Genomic DNA, 23,474 nt, shown 5'->3' with positions numbered 1-23,474 from the left:
ATCATAAGACAGGATAAGGGTTTGCGGCTATTAAACCAGATTTCTCCAGGATTCACATCCAAACTGGAGAAGATATGTTAACCACTCAATCTCGTCAAAAGAAACTGGATTTCACCGCTTCTACTTCATTAATAGACATTTACAATCAAGCATTAGCCCGCCTAACTCCCGAAATTATTTATAGCCGCTACCCCCACAACTTCCGCCCTGATGCCACAGGAAAACTAAGGGGAGTGCCGCCTTTTAGACATTCCAAGTCAGGTACTTCTTTCACAGTATTTCCAGATGGCGGCTTTTTCGATGCGGGAGACGGTTTTGCCGGTTGTGCCGCCGACTACATCCACAGCATAAACAGGGGAGGTTGGGAAAGAGCTAGGGGGCGAGATTTCCTCAATGCCGTCAAGGAATTATGTGAATTAGCCACTATACCATTCCCAGAAAAAACATTATCTCCCCAAGAAATCGAAAAGGCGCACAAATGGGAAACAAAACTTCAAATACTAGCCGCCACCAATAAAATTTGCTCAGATGTACTCTCGAGTGAATTAGGAATCGTCGCCCGTGAATATTTAATCAACGAACGAGGACTTACTGAACAGCAAATTAAGGACTTTAACTTAGGTTATTACCGTAAACGCTCAGATGTGGTGGATTATCTTAAACACAAAGGATTTACCGCCACCGAGATTAAAGAGGCAGGGGTAGCGCAGCAAAAATGGGAGGGCTATATAACTATTCCCTGGCTGGACGAACGGGGACGGCCACTGACCCTTTACGGACGGTATCACAAAAAAGTGGCTCCTGAAGGCTTACCCAAAACCCTTGCCCTGCCTGGCACAAGTACAAAGAGATCGCCATTGTACCTAGACCGTGCTTTAGCTGCTGGTCATCGAGAAGTAATATTCGTTGAGGGAGTTTTTGATGCCCTATTACTCCAGGCGTTAGGAGAAACCCGCGTAGTTAGTGGAGTAGCCGCAAGCTTCAGCAACGAGCAGATCGAAACCCTCAAACGCAACCGGATTGAAAAAGTCTATCATCTCGGCGACCCTGATGGTGGCGGGATTGGGGGGACTAACTCGAACTTAATGCGGCTAAGTAGAGAAGGCATTTCCGTATATGTCCCCCCTACTTTGCCCGATGGACTAGATCCCGACGAATTTGTAAATTTACAGGGGATTGATGCCTTAAAATCCCTAATTGACCAATCAGAACATGGTTACAGGTGGAAAGCCAAACAAATCATCAATGAGTATGGCACGAACTCAGATGCGGCAATAGAAAAGATCTTAACAGAAGCAGTCGCCTATTCAAAAACCATCCCTGCCCATTATAAACTAGAGGCAGAAACCTTTTTCTGGAACACTATCCGAGGGCATTTGGGAGAGGACGCAGAGGCATTTCGGGCTTCCTTAGAGATGAAATACGGTAACTCGTCCCTCATCCCCAATGACGAGAAGGATAACTTAGGGCTACCGGTTTGGGCGGCTAGTAACATAGCCGTGTGGTTAGCCGAGCGTTATCGTTGTGTGTTAGCCTGGAATACTCAAATAGAGGAATGGTATCGATATGCCGCACAGTCCGAAGGAGTATGGAGTAAAGAGCCAAAATACTACATCTGGCAAATCATCATTACCGAATTAGAAACCTTAGCTGATATCAGGCAGCAATTAGATGAAAAAAATCAACGTCCCACCTATAGCTCTAACTTCGTCACGGGCATAGAAACCCTACTCAAAGCTCATCTAGCCGTCAGGGGATGGGATGAAACCGAAGGGCTGTTACCCTTTAACAATGGGGTGAAAAATCTAGAAACTGGGGAATTTAGCCCACACTCACCAGGCTTTAGGCTAACCTGGTGTCTGCCCTACAATTACGACCCTCTCGCCACTTGTGAGCCTATAGTAGACTGGTTAAAGGTCATGACTAAGGGCGATGAGCAGATTATTCAGTTCATCCGCGCTCACCTTAATGCAGTTGTTACCTCCCGTGTTGACATCCAAAGTTACTTGGAGTTAATTGGGCCTGGTGGAACCGGTAAGGGAACCATAACGCGATTGGCCACTGCTTTAATCGGAGATCGCAACACCATCAGCACCACACTCCGCAACTTAGAGGAAAATCGTTTTGACACTGCTAGATTATATAATGCCCGTTTGGTGGTCATCACCGATGCCGAGAAATGGGGTGGCGACGTATCAGTCCTCAAAGCCTTGACCGGTCAGGATAAGCTACGTTATGAGGAGAAATTTAAGCAGCCGCTAGATGGGTTTTACTTTCGTGGCCGTGTCATGATCTGCGCTAATGAACCAATACAATCGGCTGATTATACATCGGGTTTAGAGCGGCGGCGGCAAACGGTTTACATGACCAATAAAATTCCCCTAAAATCCCAGAAAACCCTAATTTCCTTAAACAATAAGGGAGTAACGGGAGATTTTGTGCCCTATCTGCCTGGGTTGATGAACTGGGTGCTATCGATGTCCCCGTCTGACACCGAACAGATCATTAAAGAAACCCCAACGCTACATCATCAGTTCCAATATTATAAAGCCCAAATTCTCACCGAAACCAACCCTATAGCTGACTGGATGGATGTATCGGTGGTGATTAGAAACAATTACAGAAGTCCTATAGGGGTAGCCAACCGAGATAAGTCATCTGATAGCCCTAACTGGTTCCTCAATACTGACCGGTGGCTCTATGCTAATTACGCCCAATTTTGTCACGCAACTGGGGCTAAAGCCGTTTCAGTTCGCCGATTCGTCAATTTGTTACATGACCTGTCGCTTAACCAATTGAACTTGAATGTTACCAAAGGACGTGACCGCTATGGGGCTTATTTGTTGGGGCTGAAACTCAGAGATGACGAAGATCTTGACCCGTTGTTAATTAGCGGCTCGTCACCCCCGCCGTCTCCGACTAATTTACCCCCCAATGGTCACTCACCTAATAATCACGCTCCATATTCATCAACAGACCCGCATTCTGTTACAGACCTTAACAATTCTTCCCCTTGTGACGGCATGGTGACGGATGATGTGCTATCTTTTAGTCACATGTATCTTAACAATTAATGGAAATCTAAAAGCTAAGATTGATAAGGCTTTGAGCTATTTTGAGCTTGTCACAAATTGCCTTTTTGAGTCAATAAGATGAAGAAATAAAAAGATAATTAAACTACGGTAAAACAATTTTAAATTAAGTAAAACAATTTGAATAAATAATAACTGTTACCGAAAAGAAGCTTAAAAATCGGTGAAAACTCCAAAAAGCTTATAGAGTATAAAGTATCCAAAATCTCTAGCAAAATTTTGTTACTCTTCTTAAAAAAGATCATAGTAACTACTCAGTTCCTAAAAAGCGGCATAAAAGAAATATTGAATCCAATTTAAAAAAAATGTTGACTCAGGTTGTAGCAGTTGGCGACAGAGGAGTGCAAAAAAGGAGTTAGGGGTCGCTCAATAATAATTATTAAAAGGAACTCAAAAAAGCTAATATAAATAAGGGTGATAAACAAATACAAGTTAAGATTAATTATTCAAAAAAAATAAAGATGTTGACCAACCTAAGTTAACTAAATAGACAAAGTAATAATAAAAAATAAATCAAAAATATTAAAAAATTAAATAGTGTATTTAAGAGGGAGGATAAAAAATGAATAACTGGGTAACGGAAGAACTAAAAACGGCAGATTTGGGAGATAAAAGATTAAATAAAAGGCTGAGTGTCATTGTAGAAGGCTTGGCTTCAAAACCTGACAAGACCATACCCCAAACATTTGAAAATCCCTCACAAGCCCAAGCCGCGTATGAGTTTTGGAGTAATCCTCATGTTAAAGCGTCACAAATAATAGCGGCTCATAGAGACGCTACACTTTTAAGAATTAAAAATCACTCAATAGTATTAGTAATACAAGATACGACGGACTTGGAATTTGCCTCACTAGCCACAAGAAGGGGTTTAGGAGAAATTAGTAAACAGGGGGCAGAAGGAATAAAAGTTCATAACGTATTAGCTGTTACCTCAGAAGGCATACCGTTAGGATTAATTAAACAAAAAGCCTGGGTAAGAAAAAAGATGAGAAAGGGAAAAACTTATGAAGAGAGGAAACGAAAGATAGAAGAAAAAGAAAGTTACAGATGGTTAGAATCTTTGAAAGAGACACAGGAGTTAGTGCCCGCTCAAACGGAAGTAGTAACGATATGTGACCGGGAAGGAGATATATTTGAATTATTCGCTTTTCCGAGGCGAGAAAAATCCCATTTATTGATTAGAGCGGCGCAAGATCGCACGGTAAAAAGTTCAAAACAACCAGAAGAAGTGCAAAAACTATTTAGCCACTTAAAAAGTCAGCAAGTAAAGGGAGAAATGGTTTTAGATCTGCAAAGAACCCCCAGGCGAAAACCGAGAAAAGCGAAAATACAGGTCAAATACACTACATTGCAGCTAACGGTTCCCAATAACAACCCTCATCTAAAATATCTAGAACCAGTGGAAGTAGGAGCAATTTTAGCTGAAGAAATTAACCCACCACCCAAAGAACAAAAAGTCAGTTGGTTATTATTAACAACTTTGCCGATCAATAATGTGTCTGATGCTTTTAATTACTTAAAATGGTACAGTATGAGGTGGCTAATTGAACGTTATCATTATGTACTTAAGTCAGGTTGTAAAATCGAAGAATTACAGTTAGAAACGGGGGAGCGGTTGCTAAGAGCGTTAGCCTGTTATTCAATTGTCGCTTGGCGTTTGCTGTGGTTAACTTATACTTCAAGATTAGATCCCCATCAGCCGGCAACAGTAGCCCTAGAAGAAGAGGAATGGCAGTCGTTATATTGTACAATCAATAAGAAACTGGAGCTACCCCAAGAAATACCGACTATATATCAATGTGTAAGGTGGATAGCAAGATTGGGAGGTTTTTTAGGCAGGAAAGGGGATGGCGAACCCGGTGTAATGACATTATGGCGAGGTTGGCAAAGATTAATGGACTATGCCGCAATGTGGAAACTTATGGTAGCCGTGTTAAAAGAATTGGATAGCGATAAAGATAAAGATATGGAGAGAGTGAAAGGAAATTGTAACAAAATATGTGACTAAGGTACAAAGAGACTGAAAAAAATGAATTATGAGTCAATTTTGCCTTATCTAAAGTTGTTCCTCTTTAGATAAGGCAGAATGTGCAGAAACTAATTGTGGAATGAAAGCGGGTTCTTTCGTACAGAGTGCCCGCGTTAATACCTGATTGTCAATAAAAGTGTCCCGTTGCCTGCTGGCAATAATGGCTAAACAAGAGAACTTTTTTCCGGTGAAAAAGCAGGCTTGCAGGCATAAGTGAGCGGGCATACTACAGGAGCGAGATGTATTTACCCGAAAATAGAGGATTGAAAGCTCGTCAAATCGTTTGTAGTATATTGAGGCAATTTTTGCCTCATACTACAATTTGGGGGTTTTTGCCGCTCATTGTATCGCCAGAAAGGAATGAGGGGTTATTCTATTGGGGGAGCTAATTGAATCACCTCAGTAATGGCTGGTGCGAACTTGCCCTTATTATTGTGAAATTTGCCCAATTCATGAGCGGCATGATGCTGTTCAATTTCCGATGCCCGATCAGCCAACACCCGCGCTATAGTGTCTTGTCCACATTTCGTCAGTTGTTTGAGGGCGCTTAAGGAAACTAACCATTTATCCTTCTTAGCCGTTGCCGAGTTATTTAAATCGATAATGGCATTGATCGCTCTATTAATCTTTTCAAGAGACGCAGTATTTTTCGGCTTGACAGGTACTGATGTTGACTCCGTATCGGTAGAGTTAGGGGTAGTTTCTTTGGTAGTGCGACTCCTATGGTTTGATGTTGACTCCGTGGGAGCCGGTGTAGGGTTAGGTCCAGATAAAGACTTATCAAGCGGTGTAGTTTGATGGGATAGAAGGGTAACAAGTTGCCCTATCGCTAGGAAGTGGAAAATTTAGGGAGGTATAACTATATTTTATACACAACTTTTATGTCGTCATTTCACTAGATTGTGTACACAATTTTCATGTCATCAATTAAATAAGAATGAAAAGATAAAGATTAATGAGAAAAAAGTATTTTTCTTTTTGTAAGCTGAGATTGTCCAAAAGTTTTATTAACCCATTGGGATAAGTCAACAGAACGTACAGTAGTTAAAGCATTTCTAATAAACTCAGGTGTAAAATTAATGGTAGTTAAAGGAATAGTGAGAAGCGATGAACGAAGTTCTTTGATGGGGGAACGTTCTGAGAAATATTTGTAGCGCCCAAAAATTGATTCAAGAACGTCAGTTGTAGCCAGAAGAGGCAGGGAATGAGTTGAATGAATTTGCTGGTTCAAATAAGTCAAAATTTGCTCAGTAAAAGGAGCGAGACTCTCAGGAATTTTCAAGGAAGATAAAGACTGTTTATAAAGGGTAACTGAATCCGAATTTAAACCTAAAGTTTTTAGCTGTTTTAAGAGCGTGTGAGTCATTAATATTAGATATTGCCAAAGCCAGAGAGAGAAACCGTAAGCGGAAAGCCAGCCGAATTTTTCTTCTAATCTCAGGGCAAGTTGAGACAGAGAAATACCCGGAATAAGTTGGGAGAATAAAGAGAGACTTGAACCCAAAATTTTGGTCGCCCAATTGATTAAACCATACAGGTTAAAATAACGGCACTTGCTTCTTTGGGAAGGAGGAGCGGCGAAAGCTAATTCGGTTTGCTGAACTTGCTGTCTGCATAGATGACATTCTTGCAAAAAGTTTTGAAAAAGTTCATCATCTAACAGCTTTCTTTTTAATAAATTAGCCATCGCATGAGTAACATCATAAGTGTAAATAACTTGAGGGTGTAAGGTTTGAAATAATTCAATTCCCTTTTTAAGATTACTGGCCTGGTCGGAAATAATTTGAAAAGGAGTTCCGGTTTTTTGACTAAGGGAAGCTAAAGCCGAATAAACCCATTCACCGGTAGCTTGTTCAGTGACTTCAACTGTAAGAATTTCTCCATCTGTAGGTTTTAATCCTCGATTCTTTGGCAGAATTTGTGTCAGCCAAATAGTGTGAGGAATGCCGTAAATAACTAGAGATTTGGTGTTCCCTAATTCAACAGTTAAGTCGACAAGATATATCCAATCATCACGACTTTGTTTAGGGCGTTGTAGCTCATATAAACCAATGCGTTCAACCCATGTTTTAATGCTACTGTAATGAGGAGAATCATCCCTGGAAGTAAGCTTCATCGTTTTAGCGACACCTCGATAACTATGCCCCACAGTTATAATCTGTTGAACGGCAATAGAGATAGTGGAAAGGGTGTAGTGATGATGAGCAATGCGATCGCAATCCTCGTCATTATCATCGTTATCAGATGAAGAGTCAGGGGAAGAATTCTTAGCATTTTCAGTAGAAGAAGTAATTCCCATTTGTTTCTCTAATTCTTTGACTCTTTGTTCGGCTTTTTTTGCCCGGTCTTTCCAGCTATCTCGGCTTTTTTTAAGGGAGCGAGTAAGTTGTACATATTCCCGAATTTTTTCTTGTTTTTTAGTCGCATTCTCTTTCCAGTTATCCCGACACTGTTGTTGATAACGAAGCTGGCGACTGATGGGCATCGAAGAGTTGGTGTCGAATCTCAAATTAAATGACGCGAGTCTCAAATTATTTGTCGCGTTGTAAAAAGGCTACAATGAATGTCAGATAAGGATCACAAGCCAAAGTAGTACAGGAAAAAAAGCCCCCCAAAATTGTCTCAAAATAAATGACGTAAATTACAGCTTGAAAATATCACTTTAAATGTCATAAAATGGGGCAAAGAAAAAACCTAAAAGAAAAAAATGGAGCCAAAACCAAAAAGACAGATAATTGAGTTCACCCCCCAAGAGAAAGAAAGGATAGAAGCGGTAAAAAGCTTGTTGGCGGCAGGGGACAAGACGAGCTACAGGCAAAAGCAGAAAGAAATAGCCCAAAAATTGGGAATAAGCCTCAGAAGCCTTCAAAGGATGGTAAAAGCTTGGCAGGAAAAAGGAACAAGCGGCTTAACGAGACATCAAAGAGAAGATAAAGGAAAACATAGAATTACGCAAGAATGGGAGGAATACATCCTCAAAACATACCGAGAGGGCAATCGAGGTTCACTTCATATGAGTCGGGCCCAGGTAGCCGTTCGAGTCGAGGCACGAGCGGTGGCATTGGGAGAAGAAAATTATCCATCAAGAGCAACGGTGTACAGGGTATTGTCGCGCCTTGTAGAAAGCCAGACCAAGATAATCCGAAGTTTGGGGTGGAAAGGGGAAAAATTGACTTTAAAAAGTCGAGAAGGCATAGAGATTGAAGTAGAATACAGCAATCAAGTCTGGCAATGCGACCATACCAAAGTAGATGTATTTGTAGTGGATCGAAGTGGAGAAATATTGGGAAGGCCGTGGTTGACGACGGTAATAGACAGTTATTCTCGGTGCATCATGGGAATTTATTTGGGGATGGAAACTCCGAGTGCAGCTATAGTAGCATTAGCCTTAAGGCACGGAATTTTGCCAAAACAGTATGGAAGTGAGTATCAATTAAAGAGTGAATGGGGAACTTATGGCATTCCGTCATACTTATATACAGATGGAGGAAAAGAATTTGCCTCAAAACACATAGAGCAGATCGCTACGGAACTAGGGATAGTCTGTTGTAGAAGAAGGTATCCAGCCGAAGGAGGAATAGTGGAAAGACCATTTGGAACCTTCAATAGGGAAGTATTTGCCAGCTTACCAGGATATACGGGAAGAAATCGGGAAAGCCGTTCATCAAAAGCTGAAGCCGAAGCTTGTCTGACATTGGATCAATTAGAAAAAATTCTGGTGCGCTACATAGTGCATCGCTATAACGGGGGAATAGATGCCAGAGTAGGGGAACAAACCCGATTGGGCAGATGGGAAGGGGGAAGGACCGGAGAAATTGCACTGATTGGAGAGAGAGAATTAGATCGATGTTTGATGAAGCGGATTAAGAGAAGAGTATATAAAGAAGGTTATGTACAATTAGCGAATTTAGTATATAAAGGAGAGCATTTGCAGGGATATGCCGGAGAATGGGTAATACTAAGGTATAACCCACGAGATATCACGACAGTGTGGGTATATCAGCTTGAAGGTAGAGCGGAAGTGTTTATCAGCCGGGCACACGCTAGGGATTGGGAAACTGAAAGTTTATCGATGGCAGAGGCTAGAGCGATCGCGCGTCGTTTAAGAGAACAAGCTAAAGTAGTAACAAATCAATCGTTGTTAGAAGAAGTAAGGGATAGGGATGAATATGTAGAAAGCATCCGCAATTTTTCGCTCAAAAGAGGTAAAAAATCCCAAAGAAACCCCCAAAAAACCGCTCGGCGAAAGAGCGAGCCTGAAAATTTTGAACAAGTTATCCCCGAAATTATGCCCCCTGAGTTAAACAAAGAAGATATTGAAGAAGAGCCAATTGAAGTGCCCGATGTACGGGTATATGATTATGAAGAATTAGAGAGAGAATACGGATGGTAGAGAAAGAAGTGACCGCTTTAATGACTCAAGAGGTATTAAATCCCCTCAAATCCGTCGTAGAGGACGAAACAATTTCAGAGCAAATACAAAGATTGCAGCGAAGAGTGATCGTTCAATTAGAACAGATGAAGTCATTACACGAATGGTTGGATGGTAAAAAATTATCCCGCCAAGCTTGCCGAGTGGTAGGAGAATCAAGAACGGGAAAAAGCGTAGCCTGTAATGCCTATCGTCTGCTCTCACCACCAGTATTAAAGCGTGGAGAACCTCCTTCGATCTCGGTAGTGTATTGGCAATCTTCCCCAGAGAGTGGACCGGGTGATCTGTTTAAAGGAATCCTTGATTATTTAAAATATCAACTAAGTCGAGGCACTGTATCCGAGATGCGAGAAAGGGTTTATTTGGCTTTAGAAGCCTGTCAGGTGGAGATGGTGATTATCGATGAAGCTCATCGTTTACGTAGCCAAACCTTTGCCGAAATCCGAGACATTTTTGATAAATTAGAGATTTCAGTGGTGTTAGTGGGGACAGATAGACTTGATGCAGTCGTTCGCCGAGATGAGCAAGTTTATCATCGTTTTATGTCCTGTCATAGATTTCAAAGAATGAACCCACGCCAGTTGGCACAAACTAGCGTAATTTGGGAGGAAAGAGTGCTTAAACTCCCTTCAAAATCAAATTTGGGCAATAGTAAAATGCAGAGGATTCTTGCACCAGCAACGCGAGGATATATAGGAATATTGGATATGATTTTACGAGAAGCAGCTATTCGCAGCTTGAAAAAAGGAGAGGCAAAGATCAGCGAAAGTCAATTGAAAGAAGTGGTAGGAGAATATAAATGAGGGAAAAAGAGGGAATGGGTTGGCTATTTACTCCTTCGCCCTACCCAGGAGAAAGCTTTGAACATTTTTTAGCACGATTTAGACGAGCCAATCGTCTCTCGCTTCAGGGATTGGCAGAACTTATAAAAATGAAAAAAAATGATTTAACAGTATGGGAAGTACCCTCAAAAAGAAAACCTCCCAATTACCAACAATTAATGGTTTTATCTGGCTACCTAAAAGTCCCTGTCGAGACTTTATCGCAAATGCTACCGGCACAGGGATTACAGTTATATTTAAGAACGCGCTTGTGCGGAAAGTGTTACGGTGAAAAACCCGTTCACCAAAAAATATGGCAATTGGCCACAACAACAAAGTGTGAAATTCATCTTCTAGAATTATTATCAACTTGTCCAGGATGTGGAACCGAGTTTCGCCTACCGGCGAAGTGGGAACTGGGGCAGTGTGAGCGATGCTGGTTAAGCTTTGTCGAAATGGGTAACTATCAAAAGCCCGTTAAAATCAATTAGAATGAGCGATTTGGCTCAATAAGCTTCCTTTACGGCTAAAAGTTTAATGATCCAAGTAATATCCCGACCACGGATAGGTTCATGATCTTCTTGAAATTGACGTTTAAGTTGTTTCAATAGAGCTTCGGTAGATTTAACTTCAGGTGAGTAATTCCAAACTCCCGGTGTGAGTTTTTTGGTGATAATGGCTTTTTCTAAGGTGATTTTTTCGGTATTGAGAGCTAGGCAAGCGGCAAAGAAATCGGGGCGTAAAGTCTCAATTTGTTGTTCGAGTTCATAAACAGCAAGGCGCAAGTCAATCATGGTATTGATGATTTGTTCGGGAGTGGCAATCTCGTTGGTGAACTCAATTTTGGGTTGTTGGTCTGATGGCATCTGTGTGAACAATTATAGGTAAATAGTTATAAACGTAATCCGCAGGTCGGACAATATTGACCGAAATTGTAGCATGAATAGTCCAAAAAAGCGCAAACCAAGTGGGAACACACCCCTTTTTACTTTTGCTGCCAAAATAACTTCATCGTTACCCGAAGGAGTGATAGTAACATTTCGGGATTTGCCGGAACTAAAAATTGTGGAGAAAACTTACGATGAAGCGATCGCAGCATCAAGGAAATGTTTGGAAGGCGTGATCGCCACATCCATTAAAAAAGGGAATTTGCTCCCGACACCCAGCAGTCTAATTGAAGGAGAAATTTATATAGGTGTACCAATTCAAATGGCTCTCAAAGGGGCTTTAAATATAGCGATGAGCCAAGCACAATTAACAAAAGTAGAATTAGCTAGGAGATTGGGAGTAGATGAAAAAGAGGCCAGAAGAATTCTAGATCCGTCTCACCCAACAAAAGTATCAACTCTAGAACGAGCTTTAGCCGTTTTGGGATTTGCTATTGAACTTGGCTTGATTAATCTAGATTGAGTATAAGTATATTAATAGGACGAAGATAGAGAAAAATTGCCCGTTGATAGGCGGCTAAATTATCGGTTACAATCGATAAAAACTTTTCTTTCTCCCCAATGTTTTAAATAAATAAGCCCTTAAGGTTTTGTAGGGACTACCCAGAAAAAATAAAGTTAATACTGCATAAACTAATAATGTGCATCTTCAAAGACTGTAACAAAATCAGTAATATTATGACCCTGATGGAAGGAACGATTATGCTGTGGTCGCAACCCTAATGATTGATGATGAGCATCAAGTTCATCTTTGCGATTTTTAAGCGTCTCATTGATGGTAACTTGAGCGCCGCCAGCCAGGGACTTGATGACGGGGGCGCTGATATACCAACGCCCTTGGTAATCTACCCCGGCGTTATAATTCATCAAAGCATCAATAGCCGCCGTTATTCGTTTTTCGGTAGCCGCACTACCCCGAGTCCGTCTTGGGGGGGGTTGATCAATATTACCTGAACTTTTCCGATAGTGTGTTGATGTGGCAACTTCGTCGAAAAAGCGGTCAAATCTAGAGTTTAAGGCGGCTAGATAATCAACGATTTTGTTGAGGGCAGAGTCGTCGGTGGTTGTGACCGGGGGAGTTGAAGGGATATCCAACACCTGGGTCTTCTTGATGTCATCGAGGGGGGCATTCACTGTGAGGTGATCCAATGACGATTCCGTTATGTCCTCTGCAACAGAGATAATTTGTTCTGTTGGTTCGACAGATGGTAGGATGTTGAAAATTGGATAAAAGCGGTAAAATTTTAGACACAATATTCATGCGGCTGGAAGTGAGCGGGCTAAAAATAGAAATTAACTTGAAAAAAGAATTTTTCTTTTAGAAAGCATGGATTGTCCAAAAGTATTATTAACCCCCAATCGATAAATCTGAGCAACGAACGGTAGTTAAAGCCTCTCTAATAAACTGATCGGTAAAATGAACGGTACTTAAAGGAATCGTCAAAAGTAGAGAACGAAGCTCTTTAATTGAACAGCGAGAACGAAAAATATTTATAACGACCAAATAGAGACTCAAGAACATCGGAAGTTGCTAAAAGAGTAAAATCAAATGCTTGAGAAACTTGTTCTTCGCTCATAAGAAAAAATTTGCTGTTGAAAAGGTTGGAGAAAATGAGGGATTTTACGGTGAGATAACCGCTCCAAAAAAGAAGAAGTTGAGCCAGGGTTTAAACCGAAAAACTTAAGTTGCTTCTCCAATGTGCGAGTCATAAAAAGGAGATGTTTCCAAATTTTAATCGGCTCAAGGTAAGTCCTCAACCAACCAAATTTATCTTCTAATCTAGAAGAAAGATGAGAAAGGGACAAGTTGGGGAGGAGTTCGGAGAATAAAGCTAAATCACTTTTAAGGATATGACTAGCCCAATTAACTAAACGTTCAAGGTTAAAATAACGACATTGGATTCTTTGAGCCGGAGGAGCGGCAAAAGCTAATTCAGTTTGTTGAAGTTGGAGCTTACATTGATGGCAGTCGGTTAAAAAATTTTGAAAGGTTTCATCAAAAGATAACTGTTTTTTTAACAGGTTAGCCATCGCATGAGTAACATCATAGGTGTGAATGACTCCAGAATGTACGGCTCGAAAAAGTTGAATGCCTTTATAGAGATTACTGGCTCTATCGCTAATAATTTGTAGAGGAGTGCCGACTTGTTCGCTCACGGATTGTAAGACGTTATAAATCCAATCACCAGTGGCTTCGTCGGTGACTTCAAGAGCAAGGATTTGTCCATCAGTTGGAAGGGAAGAGTTTGGATGACGTAATTTATATCGGGAGCCAATAGCGATTAGGAATGCCATAAATAACCAAAGCTTTAGACTTACCTAATTCTACAGTTAAGTCGGCAATGAATAACCAATCGTTACGTTTTTCTTTGGGACGTTGTAATTCATATAAACCAATTCTTCCAACCCAAGTTTTAATACTACTATAATGAGGAGTTCCGAAAGAAGAATGTGATGAGACTAGCTCCATTGTTTTAGCTACTCCCCGGTAGCTATTACCTACCTTAATGATCTGTCGGACGACAACGGAAACAGTAGTTAAAGAATAAACAGGTATAACTAATAAAAATTAATCTCTACTCGGAGTGCCTATAATCATTAACAATCTCTTTATACTGTTCAATGGCGAGTGGGTAAGTTTCAACCCCTAGCTGCCCCAAATAGTCAGCGATCCTCTCGCGTACATAGGCGTTAATTTGCCCCCCAGTATGTGTATCAATGTAGGGTTTAATTTCCGAGTGGCTTCTGAGATCAGCTATTGCTTTCCAAACAAGTTTAGCCTTAACAAGAGTGACTAATTGATAATAAGGAGTATCAACCGGATGGACTTGTAAAGTGTACCAAATAGCATGATCATCTTTAATGCCTTTTAAAACAAAGAGTTTGAGCAAATTATCGGGGGCAGCACCAGTCAGAGCGATCAAACCCGTCAACTTACACCAAGGATCATCGGACTCTAAGAATTTAGCCGCTTCACGAATAAAACCGGGTTCGGGTTGAGTTATTGGGTGTGCGGCTGGTTCTGGTGGGGCAGTGGGATGATTTGATTCGGGCTTTGGAGTTATTGACGACTCACGATGCTGTAATTGAGTAATGAATTGTGAGTCAGATTCATTACTTAATGACGATTCAGTAATAGGTTCAATAACATCAACAATTTTACGAAGTCCTTACCAAACAGTGGAGGTGGGGAATTTGTGAGCGTTTTCGGCAATAGGAGCAACAATCAAATCTCTCCAAGTCAACTGAGTTGTAGTTAACCCCATTTTCATAGCCGGAGTTAGGTGATTGTATCGACGTTGAAATTTAATTGGCTGGCCGCTTAAATCCTCACGTAGGCTTTTATGGAACTGGCAATAGTTATAATTAAAAAGGTTAATCCACATTAACCATTTTCCCTTGTTCTGGTTCTTACAATAGCCTAAAGTTTTGCGGTTGAGGAAAGAAACTCTTTGACGTAAAGTTAAATTAAATCGTTCGATATAAGAAGTATTTTGAGACTTTTCTGGAAAATCGCTTTCCTGTCCACAAAGTAAGCGTTTTTTAACAGCAACCAGTCGTTTATTTCGTCTCTGTTTAATGATTTGAAGGTAAGCAAATTGAACTGTACGGAGATAGAAAAAAATCGCTCGTTGATAGGCGGCTAAGTTATCGGTTACAATCGAGAAAAACTTTTCAAATCCCCAAGGTTTTAAATAAATAATCCCTTTGAGTAAACGATTTGCTGTATGAGTAGTACGGCTTCCTAATTCAAAATTAACCCAAAACTTGGTCTGTGCTTCTAAAGTAATAAAAACCCACAATTGCCTTTTCTTCCTCTTCAAATATGACCAGATTTCATCGATTTGTAAGAAACTTAAAGTTAACCCGATCAAGCAACATAAAGCTAGGTGGACACTTCGACTTTTTTGCCCTAGAGCTTTTTGCCATTGCCCAATAGTTCTGGAATCCCGTTCTAAAACATCGGCTATTTGGTCGCAACTGAGGCCATAGCTACTCATCTTAGCTGTTTGAGTATATTCTTTAAAGCTGCCATGATGACCGAATAAGGGTGAATAGGCCATTTCTGAAAAACGATGTCCCCCGCCGTGACAATAGAATCTTTGCCTTTTGTTACTACCATTTTTAACTGAATATGTCCCATCTTTGGTAATATAATTGTCGAGATCTAAATAATAAGGACAATCTTTACAGGGACAAAAATGGGGAAAAAGAACATGGGTAGAATCTGGGTTATAAGCCTCAATTGTCATTGCCGTAAAAAAGTTGACGACTTCTTATTAGTTTAACGGATTGAACTGCCGTAACAACTTTAACTCCAAGGTTTTGTAGGGACTACCCAGAAAAAATAAAGTTAATACTGCATAAACTAATAATGTGCATTTTCAAAGACTGTAACAAAATCGGTAATATTATGCCCCTGATGGAAAGAACGATTATGTTGTGGTCGCAACCCTAATGATTGATGATGAGCATCAAGTTCATCCTTCCTATTTTTTAGAGTCTCATTGATAGTAACTTGTGCCCCACCAGCCAGGGACTTGATGACGGGGGCGCTGATATACCAACGCCTTTGGTAATCTACCCCGGCGTTATAATTCATCAGGGCATCAATAGCCGATGTTATTCGTTTTTCGGTAGCCGCACTACCCCGAGTCCGTCTTGGGGGGGGGTGATCAACATTACTTGAAGTAAGGCGATGGTGTGTTGGTGCGGCAAAGGAGTCGAAAAAGCGATCAAATCTAGAGTTTAAGGCGGCTAAGTAATCAACGATTTTGTTGAGGGCAGAGTCGTTGGTGGTTGTGATCGGGGGAGTTAAAGGAATATCCAACTCCTGGATAGAGTTGATGACATCGAGGGGGGCGTTCTCGGTTTGGCGTTCCAATGATGACTCTGTTATCTCCTCTGCAACAGAGATAATTGGTTCTGTTGGTTCGACGGGTGGGTTGTCTCCATTAACAGATAGTTCCCCTGTTGAGGATGTGGGTTCGCCGGTTGTAGGAGGAGGTGGGATAATCTCAAAGGGAGCGCTCTCATCAGTCAAATTCGTGTCACCATCAATAGATGGGCTAGAGCGTTCATCCCCAATAACCGATAAATGCGGCTCAACTTGATTTTCTTGAGCGGCTAAAGCTTGACGGGCTAACTGAATAATTTCTATGAGGGTTTCGTTGTGAGTGGATGTACCTAAGATAGCTTTAAATTGCTCAAGTTCTTTTTTAACCCAAGCAACGGTTTTAATAGAAACCGTTTTAGTTTCAAGTTCATCAATGCCCCCTGGAGTCTCAATCTCTTGTGGGATTCCCAATTGTGCGGCTAACACTTTATATTGATCGATAGCCAACTGATAAGTTTCTACCCCCAACTGTCCCAAATAGTCAGCTATTCGCTCACGTACATAAGCTAGAGTTTGTTTGCCCGTATGGGTATCAAGGTAAGGCTTTAGTTCGGGATGATTTTTCAGGGAAATTATGGTATCCCAGACTAATTGTGCCTCCACAAGAGTAATTAACTTATAGTAGGGAGTATTAGGGGCGTGAAGCTGTTCGGTGTAGAGGATGGTGTTAGTATTTGCAACTTCTTTATAAATATAGTGTTTGAGGAGATCGTCAGGAGCTACCCCAGTAGCCGCAATGACACCGGTGAGCTTACACCATTCATCATCACTTTCTATGAATTGTTCAGCTAATTCAACAAAACTTGAGAGCGGTTGAGGCTCATCGAGTTTAATCCCCATAGCCTCTATTTTATAACCATTTTCTGCCACAAGGTAATAATGAAAGTAATGCTCAGTAGAGCGGCTTAAATTACTATCAACAGCTTCATCCCCAATCAAATGCCCTAACTGTTGTGAGAGGAAACGCGGGAATTGAGCTAAATTAGGGCAAAAGAAGTGAGCGGCTATAGCACCGTAAATGCCGCGTAAATTATGAACGGTTACATTGATTTCCCCCTCCAACACTTCAACGATACCCGTCTCCATAAAATGCCGCTTAATCTGGTAATTAACCGTAGGCAGCAAAGTATTAATCTTCTGCACTGTAGCTCCCTTTAAAGCCGCTATTTTAGGAATAGAGCGCAGTTTGTAAAGTGCGGCTACAACTAGAGCGGCAGGAACAATTGAGTAGGTAGAATAGGCAGGAGCCTCCGTCGCCTTCTTCAACTGCCCAGAAAAAATTAACTCATAAGCTGATGAAGGCTTATCGGGTATGACAAATGTACCCCTTTCGATGACCTCCGAGAATCGTCGTCCCGTCGCTGCGGCGATGGCGGCGGCGAGTTCGGTGTGATGTTCGGACTGCAATAACTCCTTAATCTTATCGAGATAAGGATAAAGCCGAACCGGTTTTGGGGTATCCTGCTTAATGTTATTGCGCTCGTTGGATTGTTGTTTGACTTGCCGGTAGAACTCCCTGTCATATTTAAGATAAAGTTGGGCGTAGTGAGCCGTTATTGTCTCTAACTCCCCCGACTGCTTGTAGATGTCGAACGAATAGGAATTTTGCTCATTTAGAGTTAGCTGCCCCTCGTAAATAGCCGCATTAACCAGGTTGACGTAGAGGGGGTGATGGTTTTTGGCAATAGTTTCTTGGGGATAACCTCTCTCTAGGAGTGCGGTTTCGGCTTCACAGAGTTCTTTAACTTTCTCTTCGGTATCAGTGCCGCCTTTGTTCATCTCAATCAGATTAGCCACAAAGGTCAGGGCTAACATCAGCAACTCGTCATTTGATAGCTTACGGAAGCGTTTACGGGCCCTATCATCGGGGGTTAACTGATGTGAAGCTGATTCGATTTCATCTAAGCGTTGATTGTAGGCAGCTACAACTTTATCCCTGACGGTTTGTGTCCCTAGCTGTTTAATGGTTTGATTGATTTGTTCTATCTGAGTCGCATCGGGTAACTTGGGTTGATTGCTTCGAGGCATAAGGAAGGGACTGAGTTATCCTTATCTGTTAATTCATCTTTATCTTAAAAGCCGATAAGGGAATTGTCAAGCCCAATTAACAATCAATTAGTTTAAGCCTGAATAATGAATAATTGCTCAATCAATCCTAAATAGTAGATACTTTATACTGAGCAAATTGAGAGTCTCTGGTAATGATCGAGAGATTTTCACTCATCGCTTGAGCAATCAGCATCCGATCAAAGGGATCATTGTGATAAGGGGGTAAAGAGCCTGCTAGTATCCCATGTGAAATCTTAATATTAAGAGGCTCAAAGTGGTTAACAGCGATGGCTTCTGCTAAATTATCAGGAGCTTGTAACTTGCCAATGGCCTTTTTGATAGAAATTTCCCAAGCACTGACAGAAGATACAAAAATAATATTCGTTGAAGGAGCGATGATGTTAAGGACCCGCTCGGGAATAGAGGGATCGTTATCGAGCCACCACAGCAGAGTATGAGTATCGAGTAAATAGCTCATAGCTGTGTATCGTCGTTGAAAACAGAGATCACATCTTCTGGAGTTTGATCGAAGTCGGGGGACATCTTAACCTGTCCCTGCCAAAACCCAGGCGTTCTTGTGGGAATAGAGGGAGTATAAGGAATCAAGCGAACTAAGGGTTCTCCGGCTTTAGCGATAACTACTTCTTCTCCTTGCAAAACAGCTTCGATCAATTGGGATAAGTGTGTTTTGGCTTGGTGTATGTTAGTAATTTTCATTTTCAATCTAAGAGTCCGATTTCTTAGCTAAGTTTAGCTTAGTTATAGTGTAGCCCAAAAAAGAATAGGATTGCGCCGGGTGCGCCCTCTCCTATATCTTTATTTATTCGATAGTTTAAGTGTTCCAAAGATTTAACTGTACAGTAGCAGCAATTTGTTTGAGGTTGTCTCGTTGGCTATCGCTCAACAGATGGCGGTAAACCCAAATCAACTCGGAACGGTTGTACTGTGAACAGAGAGATTCAAGTTGTGCCTTATCTCCCGCACTTAATAATGCATTTTTAACCGCCATAGCGCGATTAATAGCAGCCCGTTGATCAGCCGAAGTAGGATGAGGGTAAGTGGAGTAATCGGGGTGAGGAGGGGTATTTTTCCCCTGAGCAACCCCTAAATTTTTGTAAACAGGTCGTCCATCTTCTAATACTAATTTCTTGACATCGATGGGAACGAGGAAATTGTCGCCGTCGAGTTGAACGTGGAGGAAAATTAAATTTTCATTGACGCTCAAACCCATAACAATGCCGTTTCTTCGGTGAGCAACCGAACTTACTCTACTGCCAATAAGATTTAGATAAGGCAGTAAATGGGCATTTTGATGAGTTATGACGGGTGTGTGATAGTCCGTGAGGGGTGCGTGATGGGTGTGTGATGGGTCGTGTGATGGGTCAACGCCTTGTGGTGAAGGATTTTTGGGAGTTGAACAATCATTGAAGGGGTCACGAGCGACTTTTTTGTCAGATAACCGGACTGATCGAGTATCATCTACATTTTCAGCTTCATAATTTTTATTTTTTTCAAGGGTGGTCAATAACCCATCACACCCATCACATCCGTCGCCGGTAACGGTTCTAGCCATCACAGACTCATCACTAACGTAGGCTGACCCATCACAAGGATTATTATTCGATGAACTCAATGAACCAGTCAGAGGAATATCAGGGTCAATGGTACGGAGTTCCGTACCCGATATTATTCTGGGGGAAAAATCGTTATCAGTCCGAATACAGATCCCCTCAAAAAATGACCCGTTGCGATCTTTGCCACGACTAATGTCCGTCAATTTAAGCTGACACACCAATAGGTCATGTAATAGCCCAGTAAAACGACGCTGCGAGATGGGCTTATGTCCTGTAGCTGTAGTGTATTCACAATAGCTTGGGTAAATCCATTGACTCACACCGATGTAGATGTTGGGACTATCAGGTGATTTATCCTTTTTGGCTATTCCTATGTAAGTTCTGGCGTTTTTGGACAATGACAAACAAAAATCCGCCCAATCAGCCAAAGGGTTAGTCTCGCACAGCTTCTCTAATCGAATGCGGTTAAGGTGTGGGACGCTGACGGCGGTATTCTTGATTAATTGGGTCATGCGATTCCTATCCATCTCTAAGACCCACTCTAGCAATCCAGGAAGATAGGGGGCAAATTCTCCGCTTATCCCCTCTGGTTCCATCTCAATTAAAGGACGCTGTTGGTTTTCTGGTACTTGGCACTGAAAATTAAGAGTTAAGCGACGACGACCCAAGCCGCTCGTGTAATCAGACGACTGAATAACTTCACTCTTCCGCTATCAACACCATAGCTTGAGATTTAATGCCCTTACCGTCAGCCTGAATATGTTTCTTTTCAATTCTAAGATGATCTTCACCGGTGATCGCTTTAAGGGCATTAACCGAGCCGCCGTATTTATCAGCGTCGGTGATGACCACTAGCCGCTTATGAATGAGGGTGGCTAATTCAAAACGGTTTTGCTCTAGGTGCTTGAGTTCGGTAACGACGCAGTTTTCATTCCCTACCAATGCACTCGCTAATTTTAAGTATGTGCTTTTTCCTGTCCCCCCTGGACCGATGAGTTCTAAAAAACGTTGAAGATGAGTCGAACCAGTAACGATAGCACGAAGATAAGCCCGTAACAGTTCAGCAACTATAGGATCTCCCTCCATAATTTCTAGCAACCAATCTTTAATCGGTTGACAACCTATATGACGATCTGCCCATCGATAAGGCAGACACCACGTTAGGCGGAACCCAGGAGAGTGCGAGTGCAGTTTCATTGTAGCTAATTCTAAGACCCCATCAAGCATAGGAACCCATTGGCGGCTGTCGGCCTGCACCCACTGTTTAACCAATACCTTTAACCTTAAATGGTAAACAACCTCTGTCAGGTAATTTTTGCTGTAGTCGACTCCAATGTTCGGATCGGATTCGAGTTCGGCGGCGATAGCGGCTTCTACAGCTAAACGGGTTTCAGGACTCCAAACCCCTTTAGTGACGGCTTCATAGCGCATCCAGGTAGAAGCGGCATCATCCCAAGCCAATAAGGAGCGATATTTTCCAAAGAGTTTAATGGCGGTGCGGTTTGGGGATGGCGGTTGTTTTTTCTTCTTGTTGCGGCTAACCGATGCTGAATCTGCCTTATCTTCATCTTCAATACAGGCAGCACGATATTTATCCTCTAAACTTTGTCGCCAATCAGTATAAGAGTGTGCTTGTTCCATAGCAGCCCTAAACGCTTCTACCCCTCCCTTAACAATCAAATCATCGACCCCTTTCCCTAATTCTAAAACCCATTGGACGATATAAACAGAGGTATTCTGCTTCTCACAAAGAGAACCAAACAGTTTTAAAGCGGCTTCCACGTTTTCCTTAACCACCACATCAGCATCGAAGGCGAGATAAACCCGACGGCCACTAACGAGGAAATGTTTGAGAATTGGGTGCAGTTTTTTCTTTAATTGGCCATTCCACACCCCGGCCAGAGCAATTGTCACATGACCATGATTTAATAAAGAAGCGGCTTTTTTGGCTCCTTCGGTGATGACAATGGGAATAGTAGGGTTTTTGATGACCCATCGCCAAAATCCTAAATCGTCACAGTTTTCATCAATATCCTCGTTATCTATCGGGACTCCGACATTTTCAGAAATTATAACCCACTCGTTTAAAACCATGACGCTGAACAAGGGGTCAGATTTGCCATTTTTGGGGAAGCTGAAGTATTTGGCGGGTTTACCCGAGTCAGGGAATAAAAGTGGTTCATTCGGTTTGAATTGGCCGGAATTGGTGCGGTTGCCCGTTAATGGGTCAACAGAACGCACTGCCCAACCCGGAGTATGGTGGTAACTTTTCCAACCTAGTAGAGCAGCAATCGCATCCTTATTTGAGTAATGTTCAAGCCATTTATGAGTAAGTTCTGGTGAAATTGCACTGCCGTTTATCCATTCTTTTAAATGAAATGAATGCCAGTCTATTTGGGTTTGAACGTCAATTAATTTTTGATTCATGAAACCTTCCAGCAATTAGTTGAATGCCAGTGTTCCCTGTAGTACCAATTTTCCAAAAATTAAGAGACAATAATATTAATTAGATAATTAGAAAGGGGTTGGTTTTAGTCTCCTAAATTTTTTCAAAAATTTACGATTCGGAAGCAGCCAGCCTTTTGTTTTTAAAAAGTAACCGTCCAGTCATAGTGTCTTACCCCAAAGACACTGATTTTTGTTTCCTTTTAACTTTTAAGTTCAAAGAAGTACATAACTTATAATAACTTATTGTGCTAAAGAAGTGCATACAAGTTATGATAAGTTTAGAACTGTAATGAAACAACTATGCCTAGGGGAAAAAATAGCGACGCGATCACAGCAGTGGTTTCTAAAGAGCTAAAAGAAAAGCTCAAAAAATATGCCCAGTCAAAACACTGGTCTGTAAGCCAGGCGGCGGCTATTTTAATTGCTGAAGGCTTGAAGCTTGAAGAATCTAAAAAAGAATGAACGATCACATCTGCTGAAGACAAGAAACGATGACCCAAAAAAAACTTTGATTTCAACAATAATGAAAAAATTGAAGGCACACAAAGCGGCTAGAAAAAGTTTTTAAAAAATTTGTCTGACGTGACGTGAGCTTATCCTTATCACATTTATTTAAATAAAGATAAAGTTAAAAACAGCCCAAACCCTTAACTAGCAATAAATTCACTTTAGCCTTGAGTGAGCTTTATCTGAGTTGATCAATTATTTTTTCGAGAGCGCGGCTGAACCAACTCCCAGCGGCTTAAGTTCAGTAAGCCCCAAAAGCTTACCCTATAACAGTTTGAAGCTGAAAATAGCCAATTTTCCCATAATCACCTATAATGTGATCATGGAATTGTGGCTCTACAAGCTGAAGTATGCTAACTGAACCCCTCTGAGCTTTGTACAACAAGAACTTGAGTTAGTTAAGGTTAGAAATTAATTAAAACCGACGGCTTATATGGCTTATAAGGATGAACTAGCATACTTCAACGTGGAGAACCGGAATTGTTAATCGAAAAACTGTTTAACAAATTGCGCGAAAGCGCATCTGATCCTAAATCGATAAAGATAACTCTTTGTCAGACTAATCATTTTAATTAGATAAAGATAAAGATGTTAATGAAATGTCTGAAACGATTGCTAAATAAGACTTCTAGTGGACGGGCCCGCCGGCGAGCTCGGGATATCACTCAGCATAATCAA

21 protein-coding genes are annotated in these 23,474 nt (G+C 41.4%); 8 read left to right on the top strand and 13 right to left on the bottom strand.

The window, feature by feature from the left end:
* Positions 1-74: 74 nt before the first annotated feature.
* Complete coding sequence (locus tag CYAN7822_RS35010; protein WP_013334786.1) at positions 75-3,074, top strand: phage/plasmid primase, P4 family; 3,000 nt, start codon at positions 75-77, stop codon at positions 3,072-3,074.
* 580 nt (positions 3,075-3,654) lie between these two features.
* Entirely contained in the window at positions 3,655-5,100 is a 1,446-nt protein-coding gene (locus CYAN7822_RS30460) for an IS4 family transposase (protein WP_013334785.1), read from the top strand.
* A 389-nt stretch (positions 5,101-5,489) separates the two neighbouring features.
* Here CYAN7822_RS30460 and CYAN7822_RS40270 read toward each other — a convergent pair whose 3' ends face one another.
* Entirely contained in the window at positions 5,490-5,618 is a 129-nt protein-coding gene (locus tag CYAN7822_RS40270) for a hypothetical protein (RefSeq protein WP_280990439.1), read from the bottom strand.
* Between the two features lie 106 nt (positions 5,619-5,724).
* Here CYAN7822_RS40270 and CYAN7822_RS39235 point away from each other — a divergent pair, with 106 nt between their 5' ends.
* Positions 5,725-5,919: a hypothetical protein gene (locus CYAN7822_RS39235; protein ID WP_041934242.1), complete on the top strand. Its 195-nt coding sequence runs from the start codon at positions 5,725-5,727 to the stop codon at positions 5,917-5,919.
* A 154-nt stretch (positions 5,920-6,073) separates the two neighbouring features.
* Here CYAN7822_RS39235 and CYAN7822_RS30445 read toward each other — a convergent pair whose 3' ends face one another.
* The gene (locus CYAN7822_RS30445) at positions 6,074-7,606 is read right to left on the bottom strand and encodes a hypothetical protein (protein ID WP_013334783.1); all 1,533 of its coding nucleotides are present in this window, start codon (positions 7,604-7,606) and stop codon (positions 6,074-6,076) included.
* A 222-nt stretch (positions 7,607-7,828) separates the two neighbouring features.
* Here CYAN7822_RS30445 and CYAN7822_RS30440 point away from each other — a divergent pair, with 222 nt between their 5' ends.
* The 3 genes from CYAN7822_RS30440 to CYAN7822_RS30430 are packed head-to-tail and all read left to right on the top strand — an operon-like array spanning position 7,829 to position 10,865.
* Positions 7,829-9,514: a Mu transposase C-terminal domain-containing protein gene (locus tag CYAN7822_RS30440; protein ID WP_013334782.1), complete on the top strand. Its 1,686-nt coding sequence runs from the start codon at positions 7,829-7,831 to the stop codon at positions 9,512-9,514.
* Positions 9,508-10,356, top strand: coding sequence for a TniB family NTP-binding protein (locus CYAN7822_RS30435; protein WP_013334781.1), 849 nt, complete (start codon positions 9,508-9,510; stop codon positions 10,354-10,356). The genes CYAN7822_RS30440 and CYAN7822_RS30435 overlap by 7 nt, the downstream gene beginning before the upstream one ends.
* Positions 10,353-10,865 (top strand): TniQ family protein, encoded by a 513-nt coding sequence (locus CYAN7822_RS30430; RefSeq protein ID WP_013334780.1) that lies wholly within the window; start codon positions 10,353-10,355, stop codon positions 10,863-10,865. Before CYAN7822_RS30435 ends, CYAN7822_RS30430 begins: the two co-directional genes overlap by 4 nt.
* 15 nt (positions 10,866-10,880) lie before the next feature.
* On the opposite strand, the gene CYAN7822_RS30425 is transcribed toward CYAN7822_RS30430, so the two are convergent.
* The gene (locus CYAN7822_RS30425; RefSeq protein ID WP_013334779.1) at positions 10,881-11,240 is read right to left on the bottom strand and encodes a hypothetical protein; all 360 of its coding nucleotides are present in this window, start codon (positions 11,238-11,240) and stop codon (positions 10,881-10,883) included.
* Between the two features lie 73 nt (positions 11,241-11,313).
* Between CYAN7822_RS30425 and CYAN7822_RS30420 the strand changes: the two genes are divergently transcribed.
* Positions 11,314-11,784 carry a type II toxin-antitoxin system HicB family antitoxin gene (locus CYAN7822_RS30420; RefSeq protein ID WP_013334778.1) on the top strand — a complete coding sequence of 157 codons (471 nt, stop codon included), beginning with the start codon at positions 11,314-11,316 and terminating at the stop codon, positions 11,782-11,784.
* Positions 11,785-11,954: 170 nt separating this feature from the next.
* On the opposite strand, the gene CYAN7822_RS30415 is transcribed toward CYAN7822_RS30420, so the two are convergent.
* The 10 genes from CYAN7822_RS30415 to CYAN7822_RS34990 all read right to left on the bottom strand — a co-directional run bounded on the left by CYAN7822_RS30415 (position 11,955) and on the right by CYAN7822_RS34990 (position 22,268).
* Positions 11,955-12,470, bottom strand: a complete 516-nt coding sequence (locus CYAN7822_RS30415) for a hypothetical protein (protein ID WP_041934241.1) — start codon at positions 12,468-12,470, stop codon at positions 11,955-11,957.
* 396 nt (positions 12,471-12,866) lie between these two features.
* Complete coding sequence (locus CYAN7822_RS36350) at positions 12,867-13,616, bottom strand: hypothetical protein (protein ID WP_049802782.1); 750 nt, start codon at positions 13,614-13,616, stop codon at positions 12,867-12,869.
* Complete coding sequence (locus tag CYAN7822_RS35000; protein ID WP_049802781.1) at positions 13,582-13,791, bottom strand: hypothetical protein; 210 nt, start codon at positions 13,789-13,791, stop codon at positions 13,582-13,584. The genes CYAN7822_RS36350 and CYAN7822_RS35000 overlap by 35 nt, the downstream gene beginning before the upstream one ends.
* 106 nt (positions 13,792-13,897) lie before the next feature.
* Positions 13,898-14,254 carry a hypothetical protein gene (locus tag CYAN7822_RS30405; protein ID WP_041934240.1) on the bottom strand — a complete coding sequence of 119 codons (357 nt, stop codon included), beginning with the start codon at positions 14,252-14,254 and terminating at the stop codon, positions 13,898-13,900.
* A gap of 237 nt (positions 14,255-14,491) precedes the next feature.
* Positions 14,492-15,574, bottom strand: coding sequence for an IS1 family transposase (locus tag CYAN7822_RS30400; RefSeq protein ID WP_013334776.1), 1,083 nt, complete (start codon positions 15,572-15,574; stop codon positions 14,492-14,494).
* A gap of 116 nt (positions 15,575-15,690) precedes the next feature.
* Positions 15,691-18,246 (bottom strand): protelomerase family protein, encoded by a 2,556-nt coding sequence (locus CYAN7822_RS30395; protein ID WP_013334775.1) that lies wholly within the window; start codon positions 18,244-18,246, stop codon positions 15,691-15,693.
* 127 nt (positions 18,247-18,373) lie between these two features.
* Entirely contained in the window at positions 18,374-18,745 is a 372-nt protein-coding gene (locus CYAN7822_RS30390; RefSeq protein ID WP_013334774.1) for a type II toxin-antitoxin system VapC family toxin, read from the bottom strand.
* Positions 18,742-18,984, bottom strand: a complete 243-nt coding sequence (locus tag CYAN7822_RS30385; RefSeq protein WP_013334773.1) for a type II toxin-antitoxin system Phd/YefM family antitoxin — start codon at positions 18,982-18,984, stop codon at positions 18,742-18,744. The genes CYAN7822_RS30390 and CYAN7822_RS30385 overlap by 4 nt, the downstream gene beginning before the upstream one ends.
* A gap of 115 nt (positions 18,985-19,099) precedes the next feature.
* Positions 19,100-20,509: a hypothetical protein gene (locus tag CYAN7822_RS34995; RefSeq protein ID WP_049802780.1), complete on the bottom strand. Its 1,410-nt coding sequence runs from the start codon at positions 20,507-20,509 to the stop codon at positions 19,100-19,102.
* A 31-nt stretch (positions 20,510-20,540) separates the two neighbouring features.
* Positions 20,541-22,268, bottom strand: coding sequence for a DUF3854 domain-containing protein (locus CYAN7822_RS34990; protein WP_049802779.1), 1,728 nt, complete (start codon positions 22,266-22,268; stop codon positions 20,541-20,543).
* A 321-nt stretch (positions 22,269-22,589) separates the two neighbouring features.
* On the opposite strand from CYAN7822_RS34990, the gene CYAN7822_RS36345 reads away from it, so the two are divergent.
* Positions 22,590-22,751: a putative eal/GGDEF/PAS domain-containing protein gene (locus CYAN7822_RS36345; protein ID WP_013334772.1), complete on the top strand. Its 162-nt coding sequence runs from the start codon at positions 22,590-22,592 to the stop codon at positions 22,749-22,751.
* The last annotated feature ends 723 nt before the right edge of the window (positions 22,752-23,474 follow it).

The organism is Gloeothece verrucosa PCC 7822 (genome assembly GCF_000147335.1).
Classification (GTDB): Bacteria; Cyanobacteriota; Cyanobacteriia; order Cyanobacteriales; family Microcystaceae; genus Gloeothece; species Gloeothece verrucosa.
The sequence above is the reverse complement of the archived record's forward strand: the minus strand, read 5'-3'. Positions and strand labels throughout refer to the sequence as shown.